Origin of the sequence: Gilliamella sp. B2785 (assembly GCF_026537005.1) — a bacterium.
Taxonomy (GTDB): Bacteria; Pseudomonadota; Gammaproteobacteria; order Enterobacterales; family Orbaceae; genus Gilliamella; species Gilliamella apicola_E.
The window spans coordinates 251,312-277,565 of record NZ_JAFNNC010000001.1; the positions used below are offsets into that span (position 1 = coordinate 251,312).

Here is a 26,254-nt window from a genome sequence, read left to right on the forward strand (position 1 = left end):
CATTGTTACAAATAGCTTATATACAACTTAAATTTTATTTAGGTTCAACACCATCCTAGCATTTGAAGCACTAGTAGCAATAATATCAATGACACCAGAGCGAAGCGCACCTAAAATTGCTGTCGCTTTAGTGTTTTCTGATGCAATGGCAATAACACAAGGAATGTTACGTAGCTCATCAATACTTAAACCAATTACCCTATCATTCATGGTTGTATCAACAGGATTGCCATTGATATCAAAAAAACCATAACCTGCAATATCACCAACTACGCCTTGATTTAAAGTAGCATATGTGACTTCTTGCGGGGTAAACCAGCCTAACTGTACCATGTAACAGTTTTCATTCATATCACCAATACCAACTAAAGCAATATCAGCTTTACTCGCGCGTTCGATCGTATCTTTAATAACCCGATTTTGCATAAACGCACGTTTCAGTTCACGATTCTCAACATAAGCTGGTGCATACAAAGTTTCGCTACTTGCGCTAAATTTTCTCGCAAGGCTACGGCTAATATGATCGGCATCAATAATCTCTCCAACTCGCTGAGTACCACCAATACCACAGATAAATTTACACTGTTTTTCAGGAAAAACGCCTACATGACTAGCAATTGCAGCCACATTACGCCCCTGTCCAACCGCTACCGTCATACCATTTTTCAAAGTGCTGGATAAATAATTTGAAACAAGTGCCGCCACTTGTCGTCGTTGCTCATCCTCATCTTGGTGATCTAAAGCAATTAACGCTCTTTTAATACCAAAATTATTAACGAATTGCTGCTCAATACGCGAGCTAAAAATCGGGTGATATTTGACATTAATCTCAACAATCCCCTCCGCTCTCGCTTTTTTTAGCAAACGCCCTACTTTAATACGTGAAAGACCAAATCTCTTGGCAATCTCTTCTTGCGTTTGTTCATACTCATAGTAAGCAACGGCAATTTCAGTAAGTAGTTCTGACTCTTGTTTATCTTCAAATATATCCATTAGGCTTGCCTTTCATTATTAGCTTAGCTGATTGTTAATATATTACAAAATCCTCTAGCTTGCCATTCTCCATGTCTAATAAATGATTTCGCAATGTTTAGTTTATCGATTAATAATCTTTAATTTTCGAGATTTGCACTATCTTTGTATAGTTAAATTATTAAAATTATTATCAATTTAATCAATGCAGAACATAATTTAACATATATATTTTTCTTCATTAGGATGAGAAATAGAACTTGTTTGGTAATGGCAAATTGGTTGATGAGCTATTATGACTTAGCTAACTTGTATTTTATAGAAATAGAATAAAGCTACCTTCATTTATATAACAGTGGATTGAGCTTAGACATCATTTTTCTTTAGCACTCTCACCATTATATACAAATGGAGTAAAATTAGATTTTAATAAAAAATATTCACTTTTTTAAGTTCAAAAACCCCGTTCCTCAACTTTTTTTCATAGTTAAAGGGTTGTCATGCAGATTAATCAAACCCATGCGATGATTATCACATGGGCCTATATCTAATTGAATTTATGCGTTCTTACCAAGTTTCTTTACAAACTTCAAACGTTACTGAGAAAGGTGCACTAGGCCAAGGATTGTTATAAGCTTTAAAAATTCCACCATTTAACATAAATACAACACGATGTACTTTTCCTTGCGGCTCCATAGTGAAATCAGAAACCCATGCATGCCGTTGGAAAGTACCATTAATTGCACCGGATGTAGGAAACCCAGATTCAGCATATCTATCAACTGTTAACTGTCCCCATTCACCACTTAGACCACCATTCATTTTTCTGGTCATCGCATTTCCGGTTTCTCTAAAACTTGCGTTAGTATTTGGGTTGGTTGCTTGAGGCGTATTAATCCAGTCAGTAAGTGTTAATTGATTTTGAATTCCACCACAAAGATCATCTGAATATGTTAATTTCTCTTCTCCGGGTATTGCCCAGAAATTTAAATCACTCCAAAATACAATCCTATCAGATTCTCCGTTTGCATCTTTAGGCCATGCAAAAATTTGGATGGTTCTTTTTTTAGGTTTGCCCTTAAAAGTTAAAATACCAAGTTTATCAATTGAGAGATTCTCATCATCTGTTGAAAACAAATAATCTTGCTGATGATTACTCATCCAAAGTTGGAATGATGCCCCTTTAAACGCAGTATGAGGAAAACGATTATTATGCCCAGCACTGGTATTGAGTAAAAATCCTAATTCTGGATGCCACTCATCTTTATTATAACCACCACCATGTTTTGGATTAGGTGTAGGATCTATTGATGCTCCCCAACCATAACCACTAGGCTCATCATTATTATATTGAATCCAAGACCATTTAGTTTTATCCAACATTGGATAAGGCCGGGCATAACACACTTGATTAATTTTGGATTTAAAATAATATGTTTTAAAAAGATCGTTATAAATATGTTCTGACTCATTTGGCAGACCATATTCTGTTTCTACTTTTATATTTTTAACTGAAAGCTCTAATTTATAAGGTGCTTTGCAAGGATCTATTGTTTTAGTTAACTCATTTTCAGGTACTTTTTTATAGTCCTCTAGCCCTTTTTTATTACCATTATAACCACCAGGAACACTATAATACCAAGTCGCCGTTAATACGCCATCAGGAATACCTGTATCACCATCTTGATCAAAAATACTGATATTGAGATTATTGGCGATATCCATCAAATTGACATCTTGACCATTGGCCTCAATAACTTTTTTTACTTCATTTGAACCCTCTTTTCCTTGAATTACCCAACTTATTTGGCTAAGAGTGGTATCCGGTTCCAATTTAAAATCGTTAATATCACTTTCTGAAGTGCGTAACCGACCATCAGGCATACTAACAACACTCAATTTTTCCTTAAAGCCAGTTGAATCAACCATTTCATCATTGACCGCTATCATTGGTGAATTACCATGAACCAATTGAGTCGCTGAGACAGGAAGTAATGCGTTAATATTATTAACAAATGACAATAGCAAGATGACCAATAAATAATTTTGTTTATTTTTGAATACTCCATTGCCTGAGATAGAAACTGAATTAAAGTTTCCATTTTTTAATATTGCTAACCAGTTCAAGCTAAATCTCCTTTTTATTAACATGCTGTTGCAAATAAATCTAATAAAACTCCTTTATATGTCCTCTTTTAATACACGACATCAAACAGCTAAACTGGATATGATTTATACAGCTTGTTATGTGAAATTGTTTCTTTAAAGATCAGACATTAAAGCTTTTAAATTTGAAAACGATCAAATTATTGATCGAAACTTCCGATCAATCAATAACCATTTGATCGTGACTGGCTATCAAATGTACAAATTAAGCTTTAGAAGTTTAAAATAAGATAGGTGTTGATTTAGCCTACAATTTTATAAAAATTATATTTATATGATTAATAATAATTAATATAGAATTTTTATAATAAGATCATAAGTTAATAAAAAGAATTAAAAAATTTTTAAGAAAGGTTAAGAAAGGATAATTTTAACTATTTGATCAATAAAATAAATAAAACATAATTTTTAGTTAATCAAAGATCATTTTGCAAATATCAATAAAAAATAATTTCAAAAGAGAGTTAATTAATTAAAAACGATTAATAAAATAAAGAAAGAAGAGTTATTAAAATTTCAAATCGGTTTTATTATGGATTAAATAAACAGTTTTACCAAGTAGCTATGAAGTATAGCTACTTGGTGAGAGTTAAATATTAAAAATTAATTTCTGTTCCAATAAAGTAACGACGCCCTTCTAATGTTTTACCAAAGTCATCGTTTGAAACATCTTTGTCAAACAAGTTATAAACGCCACCATATACTTTAGCATTTTTATTTATTTGGAAAGACGCACCGACATCCCAGAAGGTATAGCCTGGATATTCAATTTTCTTACCACTGCGATCTGTGGTAGTTTCTACCCCATAATAAGCAACCTTAGTCCATAAATCCAACTCTTGAGTAAGATTCCAATCAAGTTGAGTATTGAATTTTTGTTTTGGTGTACGGTTTAAAGGGTTACCCTTATTTTTACCGGTTTTTTGCTCTGTTTTGATCCAAGAGTAATTAGAACTTAATACGAAATCAGTAAACAATGGTGTTTTAAATGAAAGCTCAAGACCTTTAAGATCGGCTTTATCAACATTTTCTCGCCCTTGAACAAAATCAAATTTTTCCCTATAACCAGAAATTTGACAATTTCTTGAACCAGCTGCACCACGACAAATATAATAAGATTGGATCTTATCTTTATATTTTGTATAGAATGCCGTTGCAGAAGCATCAATACCATATTCATTGGTATAACCGACACCTATTTCGAATTCATTTGTTTTTTCTGGTTTAAGATCTGGATTACCCATTATCATCCCTTTATTACCCGTTCCAGAACCACCAGTAACTTGACCCCAGTCAGAAACAACTTGACGCAGTTGAGGCGTCGCAAATCCAGTTGAATAGCCACCTTTTAAAGTAAAGTTATCATTAATATTCCAGACACTATAAATCCTTGGATTCCAGTTATTACCATAGTTTTCATCTTTATTATAGCGAAGACCTAATGTCATACTCCAATTGTCTAAAATACTTAACTCATCCTCAGCAAACAACGCATAGTTCCAACGATCGATTTTGGTTAAAGTTTTCTTTAACTGGTTGCCTTTATCATGAAGTTCTTGATAAGTATATTTACCACCGATAGTTAACATATTGATTGAAAATGGAATTGTCATACGTGAGTCAACATCAGTATTACGAATTTTCATTTTTCTTTCTGGATTATTATTGTCTTCATGAGCAATAAAAGATGTCGTTGATACATCACCAAATAAACCATTATGAGTTAACGCATAAGAGTTTCGGCGATTATCTCGATTGAAATTACCACGACTAAGAGGTCTTGTTTTTCCTGCTGATGCATTACTATTTTGTCTAGAGCGACCAAAATCTAGATCAAATTTTTGTGTGTCTGAAGCATTAAGCGATAATTTTCCATTTATACTACGTAATCTTTGTCCGGAATGGCCATTCAAAAATGTATCTTCATGACGCTTACTATATTGACCATATAATTGAATCCCTAAAATATCATCAATAATTGGTCCCATAGTTGAAAAACTACCTACATAGGTATTTTTTTCATCTGAACGATAAGGCATGATTGATTCAACTCGAATACCGCTATGCCATTTATTTGAAACTTTCTTAGTAATGATATTGACGACCCCACCCATAGCATCTGAACCATATAACGATGACATTGGTCCTCGGACAACTTCAATACGTTCTATAGCAGTTAAAGGCGGTAACCAGCCTTGTTCAAAACCAGAATTATCACTATTTGGTCTGGTTTCACGAGTGCTAACTTTTTTACCATCAATTAATAATAAAGTATATTTGGCATCCATACCACGAATACTAATATCAGTTGAATCACCGCCACCAGTTATCGTGATCCCAGGAATATCCTTAAGCGCATCAGTCACATCACGATAAGGTTTCTTGCTGATTTCCTCTGGCGTGATTACCGAAATTGTTGCTGGAGCTTCTTTAATTTGTTGAGAAAATCCTGATGCTGTCACCACCATAGTATCAGTATTTTTATCAGTGTCTGCTATCGCTAAACCAGATAATGATAATAAAATACTTGTATTTATGACATGTGTTGCCAGTTTAATTTTAGTATTCATGTTTTATAACCTTATTATTTATATTGATATTTTGCAAAGCAAGCCGTGCGTTACAATAACCTACGTGAGAATAATTATCAATAACTTTTCGATAATAATTATCAATATCTTTACGAAAAATTATTTATATCTAGACATTTCACACCATTTAAATAATAATGGTTATCATTTTCATCAAAGCGGAAGGTATCAATATGAATAAAAAAATATTATTAAGCACTCTAATAGCTTTTACTTTAGGGTTATCAGGTTGCCAATCATCAATCACTGTGAATCCAGATAATAAACAAACCGTTGTTGTTCCTAAATCACCAAGTAAAGTGGTAGTAATGAACTATGGTGCTTTAGATACCTTAGATGCATTAGGTAAAGGTTCTATTGTTGTAGGAACACCTCTTTCCGTTCTTCCTTCTTATCTTGAACAATATAAAAGTGTCTCTGATACAGGTAGTATGAAAGAACCAAGCATCGATACAATTAAACAAGTTAAACCGCAACTCATCGTTATTGATGGTCGTCAAGCTAGTCGAACTGAAGAATTATCAAAAATTGCACCAGTAATTAATTTAAGTGTTGACGCGAAGAATTATCTTGAATCAACTAAAAATCATATCAATGTTCTAGCAGATATAACTGGAACTCAAAAGAAAGCTGAAGATTTGATTCAATTGCTTGATACAAAAGTGACCAACGCACAAGCTGTTGCACAAGCCAGTCACAAAAAAGCAATAGTTGCTATTCATAATGATGGAAAAATGATTCTTATTAATGGCAGTTCAAGCGCAGCATTAATTCATGATGTGTTGAAAGTAAAACGGGCTGTACCATTAACACCACAGCCTAGTGGCAAACCAAAACCGACCTTTATTGATAACAGCTATATTAGTAAAGTAAAACCTGATATTGTTTATGTCGTTGACCGAAGTAAAGCTATTGGTCAATCAGCAATGAAAAACGACTTTTTAAATCCAAAAGTATTAGCGAAAAGTAAAACTGAGGTTATCTATTTAACACCTGATCTTTGGTACTTATCGGGTGGTGGTGTCGAAAGTTTGGATCGTCAAATTGATGAAGTCATTAATGCATTGAAATAATTTTTTATCATAATGTAGGCCCTTATTTCAATAAGGGCTTGTTTCTCGTTTCTCTCCATATTCATCACTGCAAATTAAAAATTTTTATTTCGACTAATTTAATTATGTTAGAATGCTCACCTATTATTTTAATCTAAATGAATAAACTTTTAGATTCTCGATAAATACCTCAATAAATTTTAAATTACTATGAATATGTCATCCCCTACTATTGGATTTGTGAGCCTTGGTTGTCCTAAAAATTTAGTTGACTCTGAGCGAATTTTAACTGAACTACGTACTCAAGGTTATCAAGTAGTGCCAAGTTACGACAATGCTGATTTGGTTATTGTTAATACTTGTGGCTTTATTGATAGTGCTGTACAAGAATCATTAGAGGCCATCGGTGAAGCCCTTAATGAAAATGGCAAAGTTATTGTGACAGGTTGTCTTGGCGCGAAAGAAGATCAGATACGTAATGTTCATCCTAAAGTCCTAGAAATATCAGGACCTCATAGTTACGAAGCTGTTCTTGAACATGTTAATAAATATGCGCCAAAACCTAGCTACAATCCATTTACAAGCCTTGTACCAGAGCAAGGAGTAAAATTAACGCCTAAACATTATGCTTATTTAAAAATTTCTGAAGGTTGTAACCATAGCTGTACATTTTGTATTATCCCATCATTACGTGGTGAGATGGTTAGTCGTCCTATCGGTAATGTTCTTGATGAGGCAAAACGTTTAGTCGATAGTGGCGTAAAAGAGCTTTTAGTTATCGCACAAGATACGTCTGCTTACGGTATCGATGTCAAAAATCGTACAAACTTTTGGAACGGTATGCCATTAAAAACTGATATTCATACCCTTTGCGAGCAATTATCTACCCTTGGTATTTGGGTGCGTCTACATTATATGTACCCTTATCCAAGTGTCGACAATTTGATTCCATTAATGGCTGAAGGAAAAATATTACCTTATCTAGATGTCCCTTTACAACATGCTAGCCCTAGCGTTTTAAAATCAATGAAACGCCCAGGCACAATTGAAAGAACCTTAGAGCGAATTCATCATTGGCGTGAGATTTGCCCTGAAATTACCTTACGTTCAACGTTTATTGTTGGCTACCCTGGTGAAACTGAGAAAGATTTCGAACTATTACTCGACTTTTTATCTCAAGCGCAATTAGACCGTGTTGGTTGTTTCCCTTATAGCCCAGTGGAAGGTGCTGCAGCAAATCAACTAGCTGATCAAATACCAGAAGAAATAAAGCAAGAACGCTTCCACCGTTTTATGCAATTACAACAATCGATTTCAACACAAAAACTTCAAAATAAAATAGGTAAAACATTATCTGTATTGATTGATGAAGTTGATGAAGAAGGTGCTATTGGGCGAAGCATGGCCGATGCGCCAGAAATAGATGGTGTTGTCTACCTAAATGAAGAAAAAGATGTTAAAGTCGGCGATATTGTTCAAGTAAATATTGAACATTCAGATGAATATGATTTATGGGGTACTGTAAAACAGTAAATAAATCCAATGAAGCAACATTATCGACACGAAATAAAAAACTTAGTTACGTTGGCAATCCCTGTCATGATTGCACAGATATCTCAAACCGCGATCACGTTTGTTGATACCATTATGGCAGGTAACTACAGCAAAACAGCACTATCGGGTGTAGCCATAGCTGTATCAATTTGGTTGCCTACTATTTTATTTGGACAAGGCTTATTAACGGTATTAACACCGATAATTTCCAATTTAAATGGTGCGGCTAAACGTGAACAAGTTGCTGTTCAGACTCGTCAAGGTGTTGTGATTGCTTTGATCTTATCCATAATCATGATGCTAGTTTTGTACAATTCGGACAAAATAATTAGTTTTAGAAGCTCAGCTGACCATCCAATCGATCCAGAAATGGTTGATGTAGCGGTATCATTTTTACGCTCAATCATGTGGGGCGTACCTGCTTTCTTGCTATTTTTAGTTTATCGTAATCAATGTGAAGGTTTATCTAACACAAAGCCTGCTATGGTGATTATATTTATTGCATTACTTGCTAATATCCCCATTAATTATGTTTTAATTTACGGTAAATTAGGATTGCCAGCATTTGGTGGTGTAGGCTGTGGCATTACCGCAGCAATAATCTTTTGGTTAATGTTTGCTTTAATTCGTATCTATACATTAACGACAACTACTCAACGGGATATTCGTAAAACACCACTAACAAAACTGATTGATTTTGCTATTATCAAAAAAATAGTTGTATTAGGTACTCCCCTTGCTTTAGCCTATTTTTTTGAAATGAGCTTGTTCGCGGTAGTTGCATTACTTATTGCACCACTTGGTCAAATAACTGTTGCTGCACATCAAATTATCTTTACGATTAGCAGTTTAACGTTTGCAATACCTTTATCTTTAGGGGTAGCAACTAGTATTAGAGTTGGTTACCTATTAGGTAAAAACAAACCCATATTGGCCAAACAAACAGCTTATGTAAGTTTAGCCATATCATTCATGATAGCCGTAGTGGTAGCATTAATTCTGGTGTTATTCAGGTCACCAATTATTACTATATTCACCCATGAGATTGATGTTATCACTATTTGCCTACAACTTATTATTCTACTCGCTATCTATCAAGTATCTGATTACTTACAAGTTGTAGCAAGCAATGTATTACGTGGTTATAAAGATACTAAAAGTATATTTTTTATTACGCTTATCTCTTATTGGGTAGTAGGGTTACCTGTTGGATATATCTTAGGATTAACCGATCTTGTCATACAGCCAATTGGTGCTGCCGGTTTTTGGATAGGAATTATTTTAGGACTAGCTGTAGCAGCGTTCTTACTTATCGGTAGAATGATCTACATTCAAAAACAACCACAAGATATCATACTGAAAAGAGCTTCACGATAATAAAAATTTCTCGCCAAACTTATCAATAAACAGAGTGAGTTTGGCAATATTTTATTTAAAATTGTTAATATCTATACTTAATCTAACTTAATAAATATAAAAGTCATAAAAGAAATTAAATTGTAAATAAATTTATATTGCTTAAAATTTAATTACTTATATAATTTTTGACCTCTTCAATGGATTGTTATTAATATAAATTTGTAATGTTAAAAAAAGAATTACTATCGCATGTTATTTGTATTTTTCTTTCAGTAGTATTGGTTTACTTATTAGGTTACCCGCTAAGATTTGATAGGATACTTCTTACTTATTTTTCTCTAATTTTTTTAGCTAGATTCACTTTTTTCCGTTTCTTATTCGGATTAACATTCGTCATAGCTGCACTTTATTTTCCAATAGGATTTTACTATGGATATCCCAATGTTGCTGTAGTCAGTGCCATATCAGAAACTGATATCGATGAAATGCAAGAATTCTGTTCGCAATTACCTCTCTATTTTTATTTAATACCATTCCTATTAGTAATTTTCTTTATTCTTTTTTTTAAAAAGTTTAGATTTCCTAAAATAAAAAATTATTATGTTATTGCAGTAGCATTAATGATTTGTTTTTATAAACCGGTTAAAAGTGCCATCAAATATCAGCCAACTACTTTATCTTCGATAACAACTTTAATAATGGATAACTTCAAATATCCCTTATTTGAGTTTTGCTTCGATTTATATTCAAGTGCAAAAATATATCAGACTGAAAAGGCTGAACAACTTAGACAAATACAACAACCCAATACAATACCCATTGTTTCTGTCAATCCTAAACATAAAACCTATGTTGTTATCATTGGTGAAAGTGTTCGTAAAGATTACATGAGTGCTTATGGCTTTAAATATGATAATACTCCTTTCACCAATAAAAATGCCTCGGTGATTTGGGACGGATTAATTGTTCCTGCATCAAATACCCAATCCTCAATTCCACATTTAATTAGTCAGTCTAGCTATTTAGATGATAATGAAGTCAATGCACAATTAAATAATAATATTATTGCTATTGCTAATGATGCTGGATTTGAAACCTATTGGCTATCTAATCAAGGAAAATTAGGTAGAATGGAAATAACTGTACCAAGAATTTCCGCTTATAGTAAAAATATCTTTTACACTAAAAAAGGTGAGTACAATGGTAAATCAACTCGTGGTAAATATGATACTTTACTATTACCAGAATTGGACTCCTTATTATCTAAAAAGCAAGATAAGCCAAAACTTATTATTATGCATTTAATTGGCTCACATCCTCATTTTTGTAAAAGATTACAATTTGATATTCAGTTCGATCTCAAAAACGAAAATATATCTTGTTATGTCAGTAGCATTAAAGAAACCGATGACTTAATAAAATCTACGATTGATATATTGAAAAAACACAATGAAGATTATTCTGTAGTCTACTTTGCCGATCATGGGCTTTCTCACGCTGAGAAATATCAAGATTTAAGACATAATTGGGAATACCAAAATAGTTATCAAGTGCCATTAATATTTTTTGATTCATCAGAAAAGAATCAAATTAAAATCAATAAACAAATTACCGGGTATCAATTCGTATATCTACTAAGTCATTGGATGGGGATTGACTTAAACGTTCACCATGATTATATGCAATATAATCTGATTGATATCCCCGAACAAAAAGATATTCAAATTAAAGATTGGAAAAATAAGTTATATCCATTTGATAATTTGAAGAAAGATCTTAATCCGTATTAAGTATTGATGTTTACTGATTAAGATCAATTCACCATCACTAAATTAATAGTGATGGTTTTTCAAAATTTGTTGAATCAAAAATAATAATTATTGTCTACAAAATGGATAAATTCCTAGCTATTATTCAAAACAAATATCATCACCAATATTTAAATCAGGAAAAACAGCAGGTTCAACTTCTATTGCACCTGGCAAAATGCCATCATCACTTTGTTTAAAATAAATAGAAATATGACCTAATTCTTCAAAGTTTTTATTTGCCTCACTGCCAACCTGTTTAATGGTATATTTATGCTTACCTAACGTAAACTCTTTACCTTCAACCAATGTTTGATTAGGCTTTTTATGAAATTCATGAATAACACAAATTTCACGTAAATCAGGTGTTGCCATTGGACCAAATAAAATGATAACTTTTTCTTCCTTGAATTCTGGAACAATTGAACCGATTTCAGTAATGATACTTTTAGCCATATTTAACCCTTTTTTAGTTTAGTACATTCCAATACTCATAACCCATGCAATAACAACAGCCAATATTCCAGTTATCATACGACTATACAATACTGCGGGTACACCAAATTGAACTGTTTTAGGTTTTGCTTCACCTAAAGATAATCCAACAGGAATAAAATCACATCCAGCCTGAGCATTAATAGCAAATAACGCAGGTAATGCATACGCAACTGGAATTGCACCAATTGCAATTTGCGAACCAATCAGAACCCCAATCACTTGCGCTATAACTGCTCCTGGTCCAAGAATTGGAGATAAAAATGGTAAGCTACAAATAAACGCAATAACCATCATCCCCCATATTGAACCTGCCAAAGGTGACAATGTTGTAGCTATAATATTACCAATTCCTGTGTAATTAATAATCCCTATAAGCATACTAATAAATGCCATGAAAGGAATAATGTTTTTAATTAACATATCTGTCGAATCGCGACCAGCTTGATAAAAGATCCCCATTGCCTTACCAATACCTCGTGATAATTTAATCAACAAGCTTTCCTTTTGATTTTGGGAATGTTCTTTCTTTATTTGTGCATATTTTTCTTTGAATTTTTCGCGATCCAAAACTGGATCTTCAACCGTTTGCTGTTGTTGATCCTGCGAAGATGTCGTCGTTGATTGTTCATTATGACCTTCTGATAACATTATGTTTTGAGGTTTAACGCCTGAAACAAAAACATCTTCAGTAATATGTTTTGCTAGAGGACCAGTTGGCGCAGATGGAATAACATCAATGGTAGGAATTTTTTTCATTGGATAAACACCAATTCGAGCAGTACCACCACAGTCAATAATTGCACACAAAATTTCATCTTCTGGAATTGCATTTTTAAAGCCATCTACAGCCTCACCACCTGACAATTCAGCAATTTTTTGGGCTACTGGATGAATACCACCACCAGTAACAGAAAGTATTTTATGTTTTTCAGCAGTTGGCGTTAAAGAAAAACCTTTTCCCCAGCCACCTTGGCCTTTCTCGATAAAAATTGTTTTATACATCGTGACTCTCCCCTACAGATTTTCTTTACGCATCAAAAATTTAGTAATCATTTCGGTAATAACACCACGCATTAAAATAATAATAACACCAGCTAAAAAGTACCGAACAGAAAGACTCGAAATGTTATAACCCGCATCCATAACACCATTTGCAATACCTAGAAATACAAATAACTCACCTGCGTTTGCATAAGGAAACAAACCGGTCACTGGGTGCAAAAAAGAAACAACCGAATCATAAAAAGCCGGTTTTTGCTCTTCTTTAACAAAGCGACCAAAAGTATAAGCCATTGGGTTAGTTAACATTAAAACTGAAAGTATTGGCATTAAACTGTAACGCAATAACATATTCTTAGCAGAAAATTGAATAGCTTTAGTGACTCTTTGTTCACCAATAAAAGCAATTAAAGAATAAGTAAATGTCAATAGCACAATTAAAAGCGGGACAATTCCAGTCATAAATCCAACAAAGACTTGCCCACCAGCCTGAAACAACCCAATAAAATGGGTTCCAAACCACTCAATATATTCCATTATTATCTCCTTTAAAGTTGTAATAACGCTTTTATTAATGTTTAATCAAATAGGAACTTGATTTGTTCCCATTTTTATAATTGCTTTTTCTTCAAGAGAGAGTCTTCTAGTTCCACTCTCTTCTTGTAAATTAGTTAAAATTTGTGATAGATAGCACCCATTAAATTTTGGTAAAGGTTTAAATTTGGCAAATACAGATTTTCCTTTTAAAATCTGACAATCCTTAATCATATTATTTTCATCAATTACCATAACCACAATCGCACTTGAACCAAACCATTTACGTTCAATAGCTGTATAAAGATGATAATTTTTAGAATTTGAATATTGTTGAGTTATTTTGTATATATATCTTTGATAATACTTAATTTGCATTAAGCTCAATGTAGACTGTAAAACAAAAATAACAGTGGCAATTATTACAATATTCATATTTTTCAACCCTATTAAATCTAGTTAACACATCGCTTTAAAAACTGCTGAGCCTTATTGCTCAGCAGTTCTTATATTTTTAACTAAAGACTTCATCTTGAAGTTTACGTAATTTCCAAACTGTTGTTGTTTCATCTAAAACAACATCATCTTCAGTTAAAAACTTACCATTTGGAATATCTCGTTTAGCAACAACATTACCGCTGATAAGACCAATTGGAATATTTTTGTTTTTCTTCATATCTGCATGTGTTTCAATAACACCGCGGACACAAAAACCACCAATACCATCAAGTTTCTCACCTCGTTTAATATTCTTTTTAGCGACCGCAACAGTTTCAGATACAGGAGCGCCACAAGGAACAATGGCGGTATCGTGATTTAAAATCGCTTTAGCAATCGTCATTGGTGTTTCAAGGCTAGCTAAGTGGAAAGGACGATATAAAATATGATGATCCCTATCACCTTTTTTCATCAAGTAATTCAATTCATTACTAACATTTGGATTTTGTCCTTTAACAATAACAAAAATCCCAGGTGCTAAACCATCTACATATTCAACAACGCCAAATTTATTAAGAACACCACCGTTTTCTTTAAGGTTTAAATCTTTAAGAACAGAATCTAAATCACCTTTAACACCATGCATACCCACTACATCTGGAATAAATCCCATTGCATTAGAAAGTAAATTCATTTCTGCCATCGTTTTCGTACCATCTTGGAATGCTGCTAACATATGAGATGACATATGCTTTGAATCAGCTTCAGCTTGTGCAGTATCAGGGTTTGCCTCGATTTTTAATTTATTATTTTTCCCTTTACCTACAACTAATACTTCCATACCCATTGATTTAGCAAATTCGTACATTTCAAGAGTTGCAGCTGGTTCATCACCATCAGAACCGGTATAGATAAGATCTGCAGCACTAAATAGTTTATGCATCAAAGGACCTATCGTGATATCAATTTCAACATTAAGAAGAACTAAATGTTTTTTGGCCAATAATGTTTCTAAGGCAATTTTTGCACCTACTTCTGGCACCCCAGTAGCATCGACGATTATTTCAACATCTTTTGATTGGATCACTTCTTTAAAATTTTTAGAAACCAGAATACTATTTTTCTTACTAGCACTAGCCTTATAATCTTTCGCTGCTTGTTGTGCAGCTTTTAAATTAATATCACTAATTCAGGTTACACTCATTCCTGGAATGGTTGCTATTTGCGCTATCATTCCTCTTCCCATTTGACCAGCACCTATAACACCAACTTTAATCGGGTTGTCATTTTCTTCTCTTTGTAACAATTGTTTATATATGGTCATTATTATGTTCTCCTTATTAATTTTTTTAATTAAATAGATATACTAACTATTTATCATAAAGATAACATAACAAATCATAACTACAATTAGGAAAGTAACGTTATGTGACTTTTGTCACAATAAATGACATTTGTCACCAATTACAAATTTAGGACATAAAAAAGCCTCTTTTATAAAATAAAGAGGCTTATTAACTAAAATTAATACTATAAAATTATTAATGATTAATATTTAAAACATATTCTGCCATTTTGTCAGTCATAACGATAACATCAATAATCTTAGAATTTAAAGCTGCAACGACCGCTTTTTCTTTATTTTCACCAGAGACAATTGCAACTACTGTTGGAATTTTACGTAAATCATCTAACCCTAAACCTATAATTCTATGATTTATAGGGCTTTTCGATTCATTCCCGTCAGAAGTATAAAAACGTGAATTACAATCTCCTACTACATCGTAATAACGAAACTCCTCAAGATCTTTGTTATTAATATAACCAATCTCTTCCATAGTACTATTATGATAAGGATTAGAAATACCTACGATTGCCATATCAACCGTTTTACCTTCATTGAGAACTTCATTTATATATTTATTTTTGCATAAATCTTTTTTCATTGTTTCGTCTTCAACCAGTGCAGGAGCATAAAGGTATTTACATGTACATTGCATCTTCTTCTTAAGATCATAACAAATTTGATTTGAATGTAAGTCTACTTCCTCGGCGCCCATGCCACCAATTAAAGGTACAATAACAAGCTCTTTATGAGTGATATAAGGGAACTCGTTAACGAATTTCCTAATCGTTTTTCCCCATGAAATACCTAAAGTTTTAACTTTCAAAATTCGTTTATTCAATGCGTAAACTGCTTTTTTAGCTAACCAATTGGTAGATTCCTCATAAGATAGATCATGCGTAGCAACAACAATCGCTTCTTCCAATTTGAATTTACTTTCAAGTTTTTGCTCTAATTCAACTGTATATGCTGTTTCATCCTTGATAAAAATTTCGACAATACCTAATTCTTTCGCATCTTGTAATTTTTTAGAAATAATTGATCTCGAAATACCTATCTTCTGAGCTATCTGAGCCTGAGTCCAACCGTATTGGTAATACCAAGTCGCAATCTTGACTAAATCTCGCTTTTCTTCCCATCTCATAAATCACTCCTATAATTAACAATAGTCAGCTAATATAACAAATGTTTTACCCATAGTAACATAAATGGAAAAAAATCATATATTAGGTCAATTTTCCTCATGAATATAATTCAAAATAACTAAAATATAGTTTAATAAAAATAGTTGTAGTTAATTGAAAATAAATAATTTATAAAAATAAATCATATTAAAAATAAGTTATAAAAAGAATGTTATAAATTGGTTATGGAGTTATTAGCGACAAAAGTAATAGATAAAGGGGGATTTAAGAATTGGGATCTAAAAAATATAAAATAGAAATATAAAAAAACTTCGCTAAAGTTATTAGCGAAGTTTTATTTTGTTAATGAAACTATGATTTATTTCAATAGGCTTTTGGCTTGGTTTAAAACATTTTCAACCGTGAAACCAAACTTAGCAAATAGTTGTTCTGCTGGGCCTGATTCACCGAAGGTTGTCATGCCAATGATTTTGCCGTTTAAACCGACATATTTAAACCAATAGTCACTAATACCAGCTTCGATAGCGATACGAGCTGTTACTGAAGATGGTAATACTGATTCTCTATAAGCTTGATCTTGCTTATCAAATGCATCAGTTGATGGCATTGAAACAACTCTTACTTTTCTACCTGCTTCGGTTAATTTGTGATAAGCCTCAACAGCTAGCTCAACTTCTGAACCTGTTGCAATAAGGATAAGTTCTGGCGTACCGCTACAATCATTTAAGGTATAACCACCACGGTAAACATTAGCTAATTGCTCAGCTGTACGCTCTTGTTGTTTAAGATTTTGTCTTGAGAAGATAAGTGCAGTTGGACCATCTTTTCGTTCAACCGCATATTGCCAAGCAATGGCTGATTCAACTTGGTCACAAGGACGCCAAGTACTTACATTTGGTGTCACGCGTAAGCTTGCCATTTGTTCTACTGGTTGGTGTGTTGGGCCGTCTTCACCCAATCCAATTGAATCATGAGTATAAACGAATAAAGAGCGAATCTTCATTAATGCTGCCATACGTACTGCATTTCTAGCATATTCCATAAACATCAAGAAGGTTGCACCATAAGGAATAAAGCCACCATGTAAAGAAATACCATTCATAATTGCTGACATACCAAACTCACGCACACCATAATGGATATAGTTACCAGCAGGGTTGGCTAAAATTTCTTTAGAACCAGACCACATGGTTAAATTACTTGGCGCTAAGTCAGCAGAACCACCTAAAAATTCAGTTAATACTGGAGCAAATGCTTCAATTGCATTTTGTGACGCTTTACGAGTTGCAATTGTTGCTGGATTTGCTTGTAATTTATTAACAAAATCTTTGGCTGTTTGTTGCCAATTACTTGGTAAGTCGCCATTCATACGGCGTTTAAATTCTTTCGCTAAATCAGGATAAGCTTTAGCATAGGCATCAAAACGAGCATTCCATTCATCTTCACGTTGTTTACCTTTAGCTTTTGCATCCCATGCATCATAATATTCTTTTGGAATTTCAAATGCAGGATGAGACCAACCTAATGCTTTACGTGTTGCTTCAATTTCAGCATCACCAAGAGGAGCCCCGTGACTTTCATGGCTACCGGCTTTATTAGGCGAACCAAAACCGATGACAGTTTTACACATTAATAATGATGGTTTATCAGTTACAGCTTGTGCTTGTTCGATAGCTTCAGCCAACGCTTTCGCATCATGTCCATCAATACCGCGAATCACATGCCATCCATAAGATTCAAAACGTTTAGCTGTATCATCAGTAAACCAACCTTCAACTTCACCATCGATTGAAATACCATTATCATCGTAAAAAGCGATAAGTTTGCCTAATTTAAGGGTTCCCGCTAAAGAACAAACTTCATGAGAGATCCCTTCCATCATACAGCCATCACCCATAAATACATAAGTATTGTGGTCAACAATTGTATGGCCAGACTTATTAAATTGAGCAGCTAATGTTCTTTCAGCTATTGCCATACCCACTGCATTAGCAATACCTTGACCAAGTGGACCTGTTGTGGTTTCAACACCTGGAACATGACCAAATTCAGGGTGACCTGCTGTTTTAGCATTTAATTGACGAAAGTTTTTTAAATCATCAAGCGTTACGTTATAACCAGTCAAATGTAACAAGCTATAGATTAACATTGACGCATGACCGTTGGATAACACAAATCGGTCACGATCTGCCCAATTTGGATTGGTTGGATTATGTTTTAAAAATCCACGCCAAAGTACTTCAGCCATATCAGCCATCCCCATTGGTGCACCTGGATGACCTGATTTTGCCTTTTGCACGCCATCCATACTTAATGCTCTTATCGCATTTGCTAATTCGCGGTGGGATAGTGTGGTTGCATTCATGATAATGATCTCCAAAAAATATTTAATAATTCATTGATAGTCTGCGATCAGCAGACAAATAAAACAGGTTTGTAACAAAATTAAAAAGGGGAACTATCTCCCCTTTTATTAATAATTAAAGCAGTGCCCCGATCATATCTTCAAGTTTACCTTGATCGACCGCAAAGGCTCGAATGCCTTCAGCTAATTTCTCAACTGCCATTACATCACTATTATGTTGCCATCTAAACTCAGCTTCAGTCATTAACGATGGACGTTCTACAATTGTTTGATTCGGATTCAATTTGCGTTCTACTGGCGCATTTGATTGTTGCATTTCCGCTAACAAATTAGGAGAAATGGTCAAACGATCACAACCCGCTAACGCTAATATTTGATCAACTTTACGGAAACTTGCTCCCATCACAATTGTTTTATAACCATGCTGTTTATAATAGTTATAAATATTACGAACAGATACTACGCCCGGATCTTGATCGGCAACATAAGGTTCTATTGGTTTCTTTGCTTGATACCAGTCATAAATACGTCCAACAAATGGTGAGATTAGAAATGCATTAACTTCTGCACAAGCTCGCGCTTGAGCAAAGGAAAATAGTAAAGTTAAATTACAGTTAATACCTTCTTTCTCTAAAACTTCCGCTGCTTTAATTCCTTCCCAAGTTGAAGCGATTTTGATTAGAATTCGCGATTTATCAATGCCTTTTTGTTTATATAAATCGATAATTTTCCGAGCTTTTTCAATACATCCCTGTTTATCAAACGACAATCTAGCATCGACTTCGGTTGAAATTCGACCTGGAACTGTTTTTAGAATTTCGGCGCCTATATTCACCGCAACTTGATCACAAGCATTAACCAATTGCTGTTCTTTACTGCCACCTAATTTTTTAGCTGTATCAACAGCTGAATCAATTAAAGAACGATATTGAGGAAGTTGAGCTGCTTTTAACACAAGCGATGGATTAGTCGTTGCATCTTCTGGAGAAAACTGTTTAATCGAATCAATATCACCTGTGTCGGCAACCACGACAGTTAATTTTTTAAATTCATCTAATTGGCTCATACTTCAAATTCCTCTACTACATGTTTTTTAAACATAATTATAATAACATTTATTAAGTAATAAAACGACAGGATAAAGTCGTTTCAGTTCAGGCTATTTTTATCAAAAATAGTATAAAAACAAAGCTAAATTTAAGCGTAATTCAACAACTCGTTACTTTAAAACTCATCGTAATAAAAAACGTTCTACTTCTTCAGAAAATAGACCACTTTTAAATTATGATTTTTACCTTAGTTGAATCAATTTTTAGCAAATTCAACCCTTTTGCATCCATTGCCATAATGTGATCACTATTTTTCACGGCGGATAATCTATCACGGCTTATACTGCATGTATTTCATGACTTTATTTAAGCAATGTAAACTAAAATACTGTTTTAATATTCTACAATGCTTTGTCTCACTTTACATACAGCATCATCTGCACCAATAGCTTCATGTTTTATATTTTGTGTTTCATCACACCAAAATGAACATGCGTTCATATTAATATCATTTGTTACTTTGAGGTATAAATAAATTCAATTTTGTGATGTAAGTCTCGAAAAAAGATATTGAATAAAAAATATATTGACCTTTTTATTTAAAAGATAACAAAAATAGGCAAAATAAGCGGTTAAATTTTTAAAAAAGTGACAGGGTTTAATCAAAGGTTAAAGATTAATACATTTGATACATTTAGTCTATTTAAGGCTGGTTAACCTGATTTAATTAAGATTGTTAAAAGAAGATAAATTACTGAACCCAAACATAATTGGGATAAACGACTAAATTACAACTAACACATGCCGAACACTGCTTACCAGCACAAGTTAATAAATTATTATTTACTAATTTAATGACTCCTTTATTTACCCAAAAATTAAGCATCGGTTCAACGGCGCTTTCAGGCAAACGAAAGTGACGAGCCACATCTAGCAAATTGGCTCGCCCCCGTAATTGAATATAATCTCGGATTGATGTTATAAGCATAAAAATTAAAGTCTATTATTCACAACAAGCCGATTTATTGTGTGAGCGTGGTTTAGGTAACTGATAATGATTAAAGCATGGCAGATTGCCAAGTTTACGCATAACAACAAAAGTCAGAATAATAAATACCCCTATACCAGTTAGCCAATATGGTGCAGATGTTGAATGGCCTAATAAACTAGATTGGTAATAAACCGTCGCACATAACCACCCAATAACAAATGTCCAAACTGCAACAAAGATCATCCATTTTAGCCCTGCCTCACGATAAATGGTGCCTAATGCTGCTGCACACGGTGTGTATAGTAGAATAAAAATGAGATAAGCAATGGCAGAAGTTGAAGTAATGAAAGAATTGCTTATTTTAGTTATCGTAATTGAATCAACAGATAATTCATCTTGTCGGCTATCTTGATTAACGAGCCCGAGTGGATCACCAATTGAGTTTGCTAAATCAATAAGATGAGCAGGAATTGTGGAAAAAGCTGACTTAATTCCACCATAAAATGAAAACTCTTCTTGCTCATGATGATCCATTGAATAGAGTGAATTTAAAGTTGCAACCACTGATTCTTTGGCAAAAATTCCGGTAAAAATACCCACGGTAGCTGGCCAATTTTGTTTATCAATCCCCATTGGTGTAAAAGCTGGCGTCACTTTTTGGCCAATAACAGATAGCATAGAGTCATTCGAATTTTCATGCCCAAACGAACCATCTACACCCCATGAGTTTAATATGCTAAGTACTGTCACCATCACTACAATTGCTTTACCTGCTCGTAAAACAAAGCTTTTTAGCCGTTGGCAAGTTATTCGCAACATACTGCGTAAAGTCGGAATACGATAGACCGGCATTTCCATAATAAATGGTGTTAATTCGCCTTGTAGCAAAGTATTTTTTAAGACAAAACCGGTCAGCATTGCCACAAAAATACCAAGTAAATACAACATAAAAACCACAACCGATGCATAATTAGGAAAGAATATCACAGCAAACAATGCATAAACTGGCAAACGTGCACTACAAGACATAAAAGGAATTAGACAAATAGATAAGAGACGATCACGTGGGCTGTCTAATGTTCTTGTCCCCATAATAGCTGGCACGCCACAACCAAATCCCATTAACATTGGTACAAAGGCTTTACCGGGTAGTCCGATACATCGCATAAAACGATCTACAATCATCGCAGCTCGAGCTAAATAACCTGAATCTTCCAAAAAAGATAAAACAAAAAACATCGCCGCAATAACTGGAATAAATGTTGATACAGTCGTGATCCCATTACCAAGCCCGTCAGCTAAAATAACCGTTAACCAAGTTGGGGCATGTAGCATATTTAAAAGGTAATTAAAGCCATCAACAAAAATCGTACTAAAAATACCTTCAAAAAAATCAACAAAAACCGAACCAAAATTAATCGCAACCAAAAACATGGCATACATTGCAAACAAAAAGAATGGAATCCCAGTAAAACGTCCTAAAGCTAATTTATCCAATTTTTCAGTAAGATTTAAGCTGGCCTCACGAGGTTTATCGACCACCATTTTGCAAACCATATCAATCGTATCGTAACGTATAGAGGCTAAGGCTACATCAACTTGATAATCAAAATTAATCGATACCAAACGACGACAAGTCTCTAACTTCTCATTTTCAACTAAATCAAATGAGGGATCAGAACCATTAAGCAATGCTTCTATTAATTGCCACCGGTTAAATTGATGGATTTTGCTCGTCACGGGTAATTCATCCAAATAGCGATTAAAGATCACTTTTGAATCCCAATTTAAGGTATCTATTGTTGGTTTTGCTATTTTTAGATCTAGAGTGCTAATTTGTATTTGCTGATAAAATTGTGTTAATCCCATTTTCTGCGTAGATGAAATAGCCACAACTGGGCAACCTAATAGTTTCGCAAGTTTAGCGATATTTAACTTTTCCCCCATCGCTGTAAGTGCATCAACCATATTAAGCACAATTATCATCGGCACTTGCATATCAATTAGCTGAAAAGTTAAATACAAGCTACGTTGCAAATTGGTTGCATCAATAACATTAACAATCAAACTGTCTTTGTCTGTTAACAAAAACTGACGTGTAATAAATTCATCTTGAGCGGTTGAATCTGACTCAATGGAATAAGTTCCAGGCAAATCAACAACATCATACTGTGTATTTTGATAATCAAATGAGCCTGACTTATGCTCAACCGTCACACCAGGCCAATTACCAACACGCTGCTTTGAGCCTGTTAACAAATTAAATAAGGTGGTTTTACCACAATTGGGATTACCAATTAACGCAATTTTCATGCAACTACCTCAACTTCGATGGCTGCTGCTTCACGTCGACGCAAACAGAGCAAAAAACCTCGAAGGCTTATTTCAATCGGATCACCTAGTGGTGCAATTCGCAATACCTTCAATTTACATCCGGGTGTCATTCCCATAGCTAAAAGTTTGCTTCGAAAAGGTAAAGAGTCAGGTAACAGGCGTTTAACAACAGCCTCGTGACCTATAGAAAGGTGTTCAAGGGTAAATATCATACTTCCTATCAAATACGGTTGTATTTCAATAAATGGCGACATTTTAAAAGATAATCATTCGCATTTTTAGTGTTTAACTGCGAACAAATCGCAAAGAACATCTAAAATAAGTGAAAACAATTGAATTTATAGGCAAATTAGAAGATAACCCTGACAAAAGTTGATAATTCGAGGCTCAAAAACCCCGCTCCTCAACTTTTTTTTGCATTAGAAAAGCGCTTTTCTACAAATCTCTTCAAAATCGTTTTTAAGTTTTTATTAAGATGCTTGATAGCCATTATAGGGTGATAAATCATCATTCTTGGACCAGAATAACGCATGACTTCTTTTATTCGCTGTTTGTAGTCTTTACGGTAACAATGTTTTAAACAGAGTTCGCAGGTAGTTTTAGACTCGCCAAATCGGCACATAGTCAATCGTTGCATAGCGTACTGTAATAGATCATTACACTCATCGCATAACTGTTTTTTTGAGGTGTGGTGTTTTTGGTGACAATAAAGATATATCATCACTTTTACTGTGTTTTTTTCCTGATTTATTTTGGGGCCAGTGTTATTTGCAACCATAATTAAATATATATCGGTCAAAAAGATGCTAGAATACTAAATTAATTAGTATGATCACAAGGATTTTAGTTAATGGCAAGAATTATCAACAAAGATACTACTGTTTGTATGTCACTTTCAGCTAGACCAAGTAATTTTGGTACTCGCTTTCATAATTATTTATATGAAAAATTGGATCTAAATTATATCTATAAAGCCTTCACCACCAATAATTTGAAAGATGCAATTTATGGCATTAAAGCATTATCTATTCGTGGTTGTGCAATTTCGATGCCTTATAAGCAAGCTTGTATAGAATTTATTGATGAATTAGATGTATCAGTACAATCCATTCAAGCAGTGAATACGATCGTTAATACCGACCACTATTTAAAAGCGTATAACACCGACTATATTGCTGTAGAAAAACTAATTAAGGCAAATCATATTAACAACAACACGCCATTTGTTCTAAAAGGCAATGGAGGCATGGCTAATGCGGTAATTGGCGCTTTTTATGATGCTGGCTTTAAACATGGGATTGTATGTGCCCGAAATCAGATTAAAGGCGAAGCTTTAGCTCAGCGTTACAATTATAAATGGGTTAAGGATGAATCAACCATTACGCCTGAACAAGCAAAATTAATTATTAATGTGACCCCTATTGGTATGCAAGGTGGCGTTGAAGCAGATCAACTAGCATTCAGTGAAGCCCTGATTAATCATGCTGATATTGTATTTGATGTGGTCGCCCTACCAATTGAAACACCACTAATTAATTATGCAAAAAAATTAAATAAAACTGTGATTACCGGTGCAGATGTTGTTGTGTTACAAGCCGTTGAACAATTTATTTTATACACCGGTGTTACGCCTAGCGATGAACTCATCAATCAAGCTGCTGAGTTTGCCAGACAAGGTTAATCTCATTGATAACATAATTTGTAAAGCACATTCTAAAATCTCTCTTGATTCGGACGTTTATTCCTTAATGAAATACAGGTTAAAACGTCCAAACTTACCTAAAATCTGTTTAATTGAAAAACTCGAAGCCCCCTTTTTACTCTAAAAAAAGTTGAGGAGCGGGGTTTTTGATGTTTGCAAACCTTCTATAAAATATCATTAATTAAAAATAGGAAGTAAAATGCTTACTAAACGTTTTACCTACTCGATTGATATCAACCAAGTTTGGCATAGCGCTTCGCCCTCTTTTTTGCTGGTTAACAGCAGCAACTGATAGATTTGCAAATAATAGGGTCTTTTCTAATGGCCAATCATAACTAATGCCGTAAGCAAAAGCGCCCTGAAAAATATCACTTTCGGTCATCTTATCAATCGGTTGGTTTTTAAAACCGGGAATAATGATGACCTCTTGACGATCAAGATATGCACTCCCCTTTTCACCCATGCGGATGATGACTTTACCGCTAGTTAAACTACGCAATTTTTTAAATGCGTCTTTAATTGTTTTCTTATCACTAAAGGATTTTATTTTTAAAAATGCACACGCAAATTGCTCAGTTACAATGACATAATCTGCATGTTGAGCTAGGTACAGACTTGAATCAGACAGACTATCTATACTCATAATAACTTTCGTTTTAGGTAAATTCTTGATGATATATTCACTTAATTCGGCTTCATATCCATCCACTAAAATAACAATATTGTAGCCACGAATGGTTTGCATAAAGTGATTGAGTTTATTTTTTTCATCATCAGTTAATTTTGGTGGCGTGGTTAATCGATGCGATATAATGGTTTGCATTCCGGTTTGTTCATCAATGGTGATTGCTTCTAATGGGGTGATCATGTTTTCTGAAAAAATAAATTGCTCAGTATTCACGCCTGCATCAGTAAGTTCAGAAACAATCTGATTACCATAGGAATCATTATTTAAATGACTAATGTGATAAATAGCTTCGCCCCAAAGTGCAAGCAAATAAGCCGTATTAGCACAAGAACCACCTCCACAACGGACTATATTATCTGGCGGGATAACACCGTTTTTTTCTAAATTAGGTGAAGTAAAACAAACTAGATCTAAACAAGCAAAACCTACGGTAAGAATTGTCATCATTTAGCCTCAATAAATGGATTAATTTAAAAAAACTAAAAATTGAAAATTTTTGACTTAACTTTGTTCGACTTGATTTAAATAATTATGCCAGCGTTCAAACTGCTAGAGAGAAAATGAAAAGCAATAAGGGAATCTACTTATTGCTTTTAGAAAAACGATGCCTCAAAAAGGCTTTATCATATAAAACTATAATATATTATTATAGAACAACCCGTTT

20 protein-coding genes and 1 pseudogene are annotated in these 26,254 nt (G+C 33.8%); 5 read left to right on the top strand and 16 right to left on the bottom strand.

Annotation, left to right across the window (positions count from 1 at the left end; translation table 11 throughout):
* Positions 1-27: 27 nt before the first annotated feature.
* From J3U24_RS01170 to J3U24_RS01180, 3 genes are all read right to left on the bottom strand, one after another.
* The gene (locus tag J3U24_RS01170) at positions 28-993 is read right to left on the bottom strand and encodes a sugar-binding transcriptional regulator (protein WP_065563273.1); all 966 of its coding nucleotides are present in this window, start codon (positions 991-993) and stop codon (positions 28-30) included.
* A gap of 546 nt (positions 994-1,539) precedes the next feature.
* Positions 1,540-3,099: a hypothetical protein gene (locus tag J3U24_RS01175; protein ID WP_267330224.1), complete on the bottom strand. Its 1,560-nt coding sequence runs from the start codon at positions 3,097-3,099 to the stop codon at positions 1,540-1,542.
* A gap of 635 nt (positions 3,100-3,734) precedes the next feature.
* Positions 3,735-5,708: a TonB-dependent receptor domain-containing protein gene (locus J3U24_RS01180; protein WP_267336992.1), complete on the bottom strand. Its 1,974-nt coding sequence runs from the start codon at positions 5,706-5,708 to the stop codon at positions 3,735-3,737.
* A 194-nt stretch (positions 5,709-5,902) separates the two neighbouring features.
* Between J3U24_RS01180 and J3U24_RS01185 the strand changes: the two genes are divergently transcribed.
* The 4 genes from J3U24_RS01185 (at position 5,903) to J3U24_RS01200 (ending at position 11,484) form a co-directional block, all read left to right on the top strand.
* The gene (locus J3U24_RS01185; protein ID WP_267336993.1) at positions 5,903-6,802 is read left to right on the top strand and encodes a siderophore ABC transporter substrate-binding protein; all 900 of its coding nucleotides are present in this window, start codon (positions 5,903-5,905) and stop codon (positions 6,800-6,802) included.
* A 195-nt stretch (positions 6,803-6,997) separates the two neighbouring features.
* Positions 6,998-8,314, top strand: coding sequence for a 30S ribosomal protein S12 methylthiotransferase RimO (gene rimO, locus J3U24_RS01190; RefSeq protein ID WP_065734491.1), 1,317 nt, complete (start codon positions 6,998-7,000; stop codon positions 8,312-8,314).
* A gap of 9 nt (positions 8,315-8,323) precedes the next feature.
* Positions 8,324-9,712: an MATE family efflux transporter gene (locus tag J3U24_RS01195; protein ID WP_267336995.1), complete on the top strand. Its 1,389-nt coding sequence runs from the start codon at positions 8,324-8,326 to the stop codon at positions 9,710-9,712.
* A gap of 602 nt (positions 9,713-10,314) precedes the next feature.
* Positions 10,315-11,484 (top strand): phosphoethanolamine transferase, encoded by a 1,170-nt coding sequence (locus tag J3U24_RS01200; protein WP_267346955.1) that lies wholly within the window; start codon positions 10,315-10,317, stop codon positions 11,482-11,484.
* A gap of 120 nt (positions 11,485-11,604) precedes the next feature.
* Here J3U24_RS01200 and J3U24_RS01205 read toward each other — a convergent pair whose 3' ends face one another.
* The 12 genes and pseudogenes from J3U24_RS01205 to J3U24_RS01265 all read right to left on the bottom strand — a co-directional run bounded on the left by J3U24_RS01205 (position 11,605) and on the right by J3U24_RS01265 (position 23,978).
* On the bottom strand, positions 11,605-11,958 hold the full coding sequence (locus J3U24_RS01205; protein WP_065734494.1) for a PTS glucitol/sorbitol transporter subunit IIA: 354 nt from the start codon (positions 11,956-11,958) through the stop codon (positions 11,605-11,607).
* Positions 11,959-11,976: 18 nt separating this feature from the next.
* Positions 11,977-13,002 (bottom strand): PTS glucitol/sorbitol transporter subunit IIB, encoded by a 1,026-nt coding sequence (locus J3U24_RS01210; RefSeq protein WP_065734495.1) that lies wholly within the window; start codon positions 13,000-13,002, stop codon positions 11,977-11,979.
* A 12-nt stretch (positions 13,003-13,014) separates the two neighbouring features.
* Positions 13,015-13,536, bottom strand: coding sequence for a PTS glucitol/sorbitol transporter subunit IIC (locus J3U24_RS01215; RefSeq protein ID WP_065734496.1), 522 nt, complete (start codon positions 13,534-13,536; stop codon positions 13,015-13,017).
* Between the two features lie 45 nt (positions 13,537-13,581).
* Positions 13,582-13,968 carry a transcriptional regulator GutM gene (locus J3U24_RS01220; RefSeq protein WP_267336997.1) on the bottom strand — a complete coding sequence of 129 codons (387 nt, stop codon included), beginning with the start codon at positions 13,966-13,968 and terminating at the stop codon, positions 13,582-13,584.
* A 79-nt stretch (positions 13,969-14,047) separates the two neighbouring features.
* Positions 14,048-15,295, bottom strand: a pseudogene (locus J3U24_RS01225) (NAD(P)H-dependent oxidoreductase).
* Positions 15,296-15,512: 217 nt separating this feature from the next.
* Positions 15,513-16,460 carry a sugar-binding transcriptional regulator gene (locus J3U24_RS01235; RefSeq protein WP_065734499.1) on the bottom strand — a complete coding sequence of 316 codons (948 nt, stop codon included), beginning with the start codon at positions 16,458-16,460 and terminating at the stop codon, positions 15,513-15,515.
* Positions 16,461-16,819: 359 nt separating this feature from the next.
* A complete protein-coding gene (tkt, locus tag J3U24_RS01240) occupies positions 16,820-18,826 on the bottom strand; it encodes a transketolase (protein WP_267336998.1) in 2,007 nt (668 codons plus the stop codon).
* Positions 18,827-18,941: 115 nt separating this feature from the next.
* The gene (gene tal / locus J3U24_RS01245) at positions 18,942-19,892 is read right to left on the bottom strand and encodes a transaldolase (protein WP_267336999.1); all 951 of its coding nucleotides are present in this window, start codon (positions 19,890-19,892) and stop codon (positions 18,942-18,944) included.
* Between the two features lie 734 nt (positions 19,893-20,626).
* Positions 20,627-20,863 (bottom strand): FeoC-like transcriptional regulator, encoded by a 237-nt coding sequence (locus J3U24_RS01250; RefSeq protein ID WP_267337000.1) that lies wholly within the window; start codon positions 20,861-20,863, stop codon positions 20,627-20,629.
* A gap of 15 nt (positions 20,864-20,878) precedes the next feature.
* A complete protein-coding gene (gene feoB / locus J3U24_RS01255; RefSeq protein ID WP_267337001.1) occupies positions 20,879-23,179 on the bottom strand; it encodes a Fe(2+) transporter permease subunit FeoB in 2,301 nt (766 codons plus the stop codon).
* Complete coding sequence (locus tag J3U24_RS01260; RefSeq protein ID WP_065561721.1) at positions 23,176-23,412, bottom strand: FeoA family protein; 237 nt, start codon at positions 23,410-23,412, stop codon at positions 23,176-23,178. Before J3U24_RS01260 ends, feoB begins: the two co-directional genes overlap by 4 nt.
* 191 nt (positions 23,413-23,603) lie before the next feature.
* A complete protein-coding gene (locus J3U24_RS01265) occupies positions 23,604-23,978 on the bottom strand; it encodes a nitrous oxide-stimulated promoter family protein (protein WP_267337003.1) in 375 nt (124 codons plus the stop codon).
* 72 nt (positions 23,979-24,050) lie between these two features.
* On the opposite strand from J3U24_RS01265, the gene J3U24_RS01270 reads away from it, so the two are divergent.
* Complete coding sequence (locus tag J3U24_RS01270) at positions 24,051-24,881, top strand: shikimate 5-dehydrogenase (RefSeq protein ID WP_267337004.1); 831 nt, start codon at positions 24,051-24,053, stop codon at positions 24,879-24,881.
* Positions 24,882-25,083: 202 nt separating this feature from the next.
* Here J3U24_RS01270 and J3U24_RS01275 read toward each other — a convergent pair whose 3' ends face one another.
* Complete coding sequence (locus J3U24_RS01275; RefSeq protein WP_267337005.1) at positions 25,084-26,037, bottom strand: carbohydrate kinase family protein; 954 nt, start codon at positions 26,035-26,037, stop codon at positions 25,084-25,086.
* Positions 26,038-26,254: the final 217 nt, after the last annotated feature.

Excerpts from the sequence above, each read along its gene's own strand:
- J3U24_RS01170 (WP_065563273.1), bottom strand. The coding sequence starts at position 993 with ATGGATATATTTGAAGATAAACAAGAGTCAGAACTACTTACTGAAATT.
- J3U24_RS01180 (WP_267336992.1), bottom strand. The coding sequence starts at position 5,708 with ATGAATACTAAAATTAAACTGGCAACACATGTCATAAATACAAGTATT.
- J3U24_RS01185 (WP_267336993.1), top strand. The coding sequence starts at position 5,903 with ATGAATAAAAAAATATTATTAAGCACTCTAATAGCTTTTACTTTAGGG.
- rimO (WP_065734491.1), top strand. The coding sequence starts at position 6,998 with ATGTCATCCCCTACTATTGGATTTGTGAGCCTTGGTTGTCCTAAAAAT.
- J3U24_RS01195 (WP_267336995.1), top strand. The coding sequence starts at position 8,324 with ATGAAGCAACATTATCGACACGAAATAAAAAACTTAGTTACGTTGGCA.
- J3U24_RS01200 (WP_267346955.1), top strand. The coding sequence starts at position 10,315 with ATGATTTGTTTTTATAAACCGGTTAAAAGTGCCATCAAATATCAGCCA.
- J3U24_RS01205 (WP_065734494.1), bottom strand. The coding sequence starts at position 11,958 with ATGGCTAAAAGTATCATTACTGAAATCGGTTCAATTGTTCCAGAATTC.
- J3U24_RS01210 (WP_065734495.1), bottom strand. The coding sequence starts at position 13,002 with ATGTATAAAACAATTTTTATCGAGAAAGGCCAAGGTGGCTGGGGAAAA.
- J3U24_RS01215 (WP_065734496.1), bottom strand. The coding sequence starts at position 13,536 with ATGGAATATATTGAGTGGTTTGGAACCCATTTTATTGGGTTGTTTCAG.
- J3U24_RS01220 (WP_267336997.1), bottom strand. The coding sequence starts at position 13,968 with ATGAATATTGTAATAATTGCCACTGTTATTTTTGTTTTACAGTCTACA.
- J3U24_RS01235 (WP_065734499.1), bottom strand. The coding sequence starts at position 16,460 with ATGAGATGGGAAGAAAAGCGAGATTTAGTCAAGATTGCGACTTGGTAT.
- tkt (WP_267336998.1), bottom strand. The coding sequence starts at position 18,826 with ATGAATGCAACCACACTATCCCACCGCGAATTAGCAAATGCGATAAGA.
- tal (WP_267336999.1), bottom strand. The coding sequence starts at position 19,892 with ATGAGCCAATTAGATGAATTTAAAAAATTAACTGTCGTGGTTGCCGAC.
- J3U24_RS01250 (WP_267337000.1), bottom strand. The coding sequence starts at position 20,863 with ATGCTTATAACATCAATCCGAGATTATATTCAATTACGGGGGCGAGCC.
- feoB (WP_267337001.1), bottom strand. The coding sequence starts at position 23,179 with ATGAAAATTGCGTTAATTGGTAATCCCAATTGTGGTAAAACCACCTTA.
- J3U24_RS01260 (WP_065561721.1), bottom strand. The coding sequence starts at position 23,412 with ATGATATTTACCCTTGAACACCTTTCTATAGGTCACGAGGCTGTTGTT.
- J3U24_RS01265 (WP_267337003.1), bottom strand. The coding sequence starts at position 23,978 with ATGGTTGCAAATAACACTGGCCCCAAAATAAATCAGGAAAAAAACACA.
- J3U24_RS01270 (WP_267337004.1), top strand. The coding sequence starts at position 24,051 with ATGGCAAGAATTATCAACAAAGATACTACTGTTTGTATGTCACTTTCA.
- J3U24_RS01275 (WP_267337005.1), bottom strand. The coding sequence starts at position 26,037 with ATGATGACAATTCTTACCGTAGGTTTTGCTTGTTTAGATCTAGTTTGT.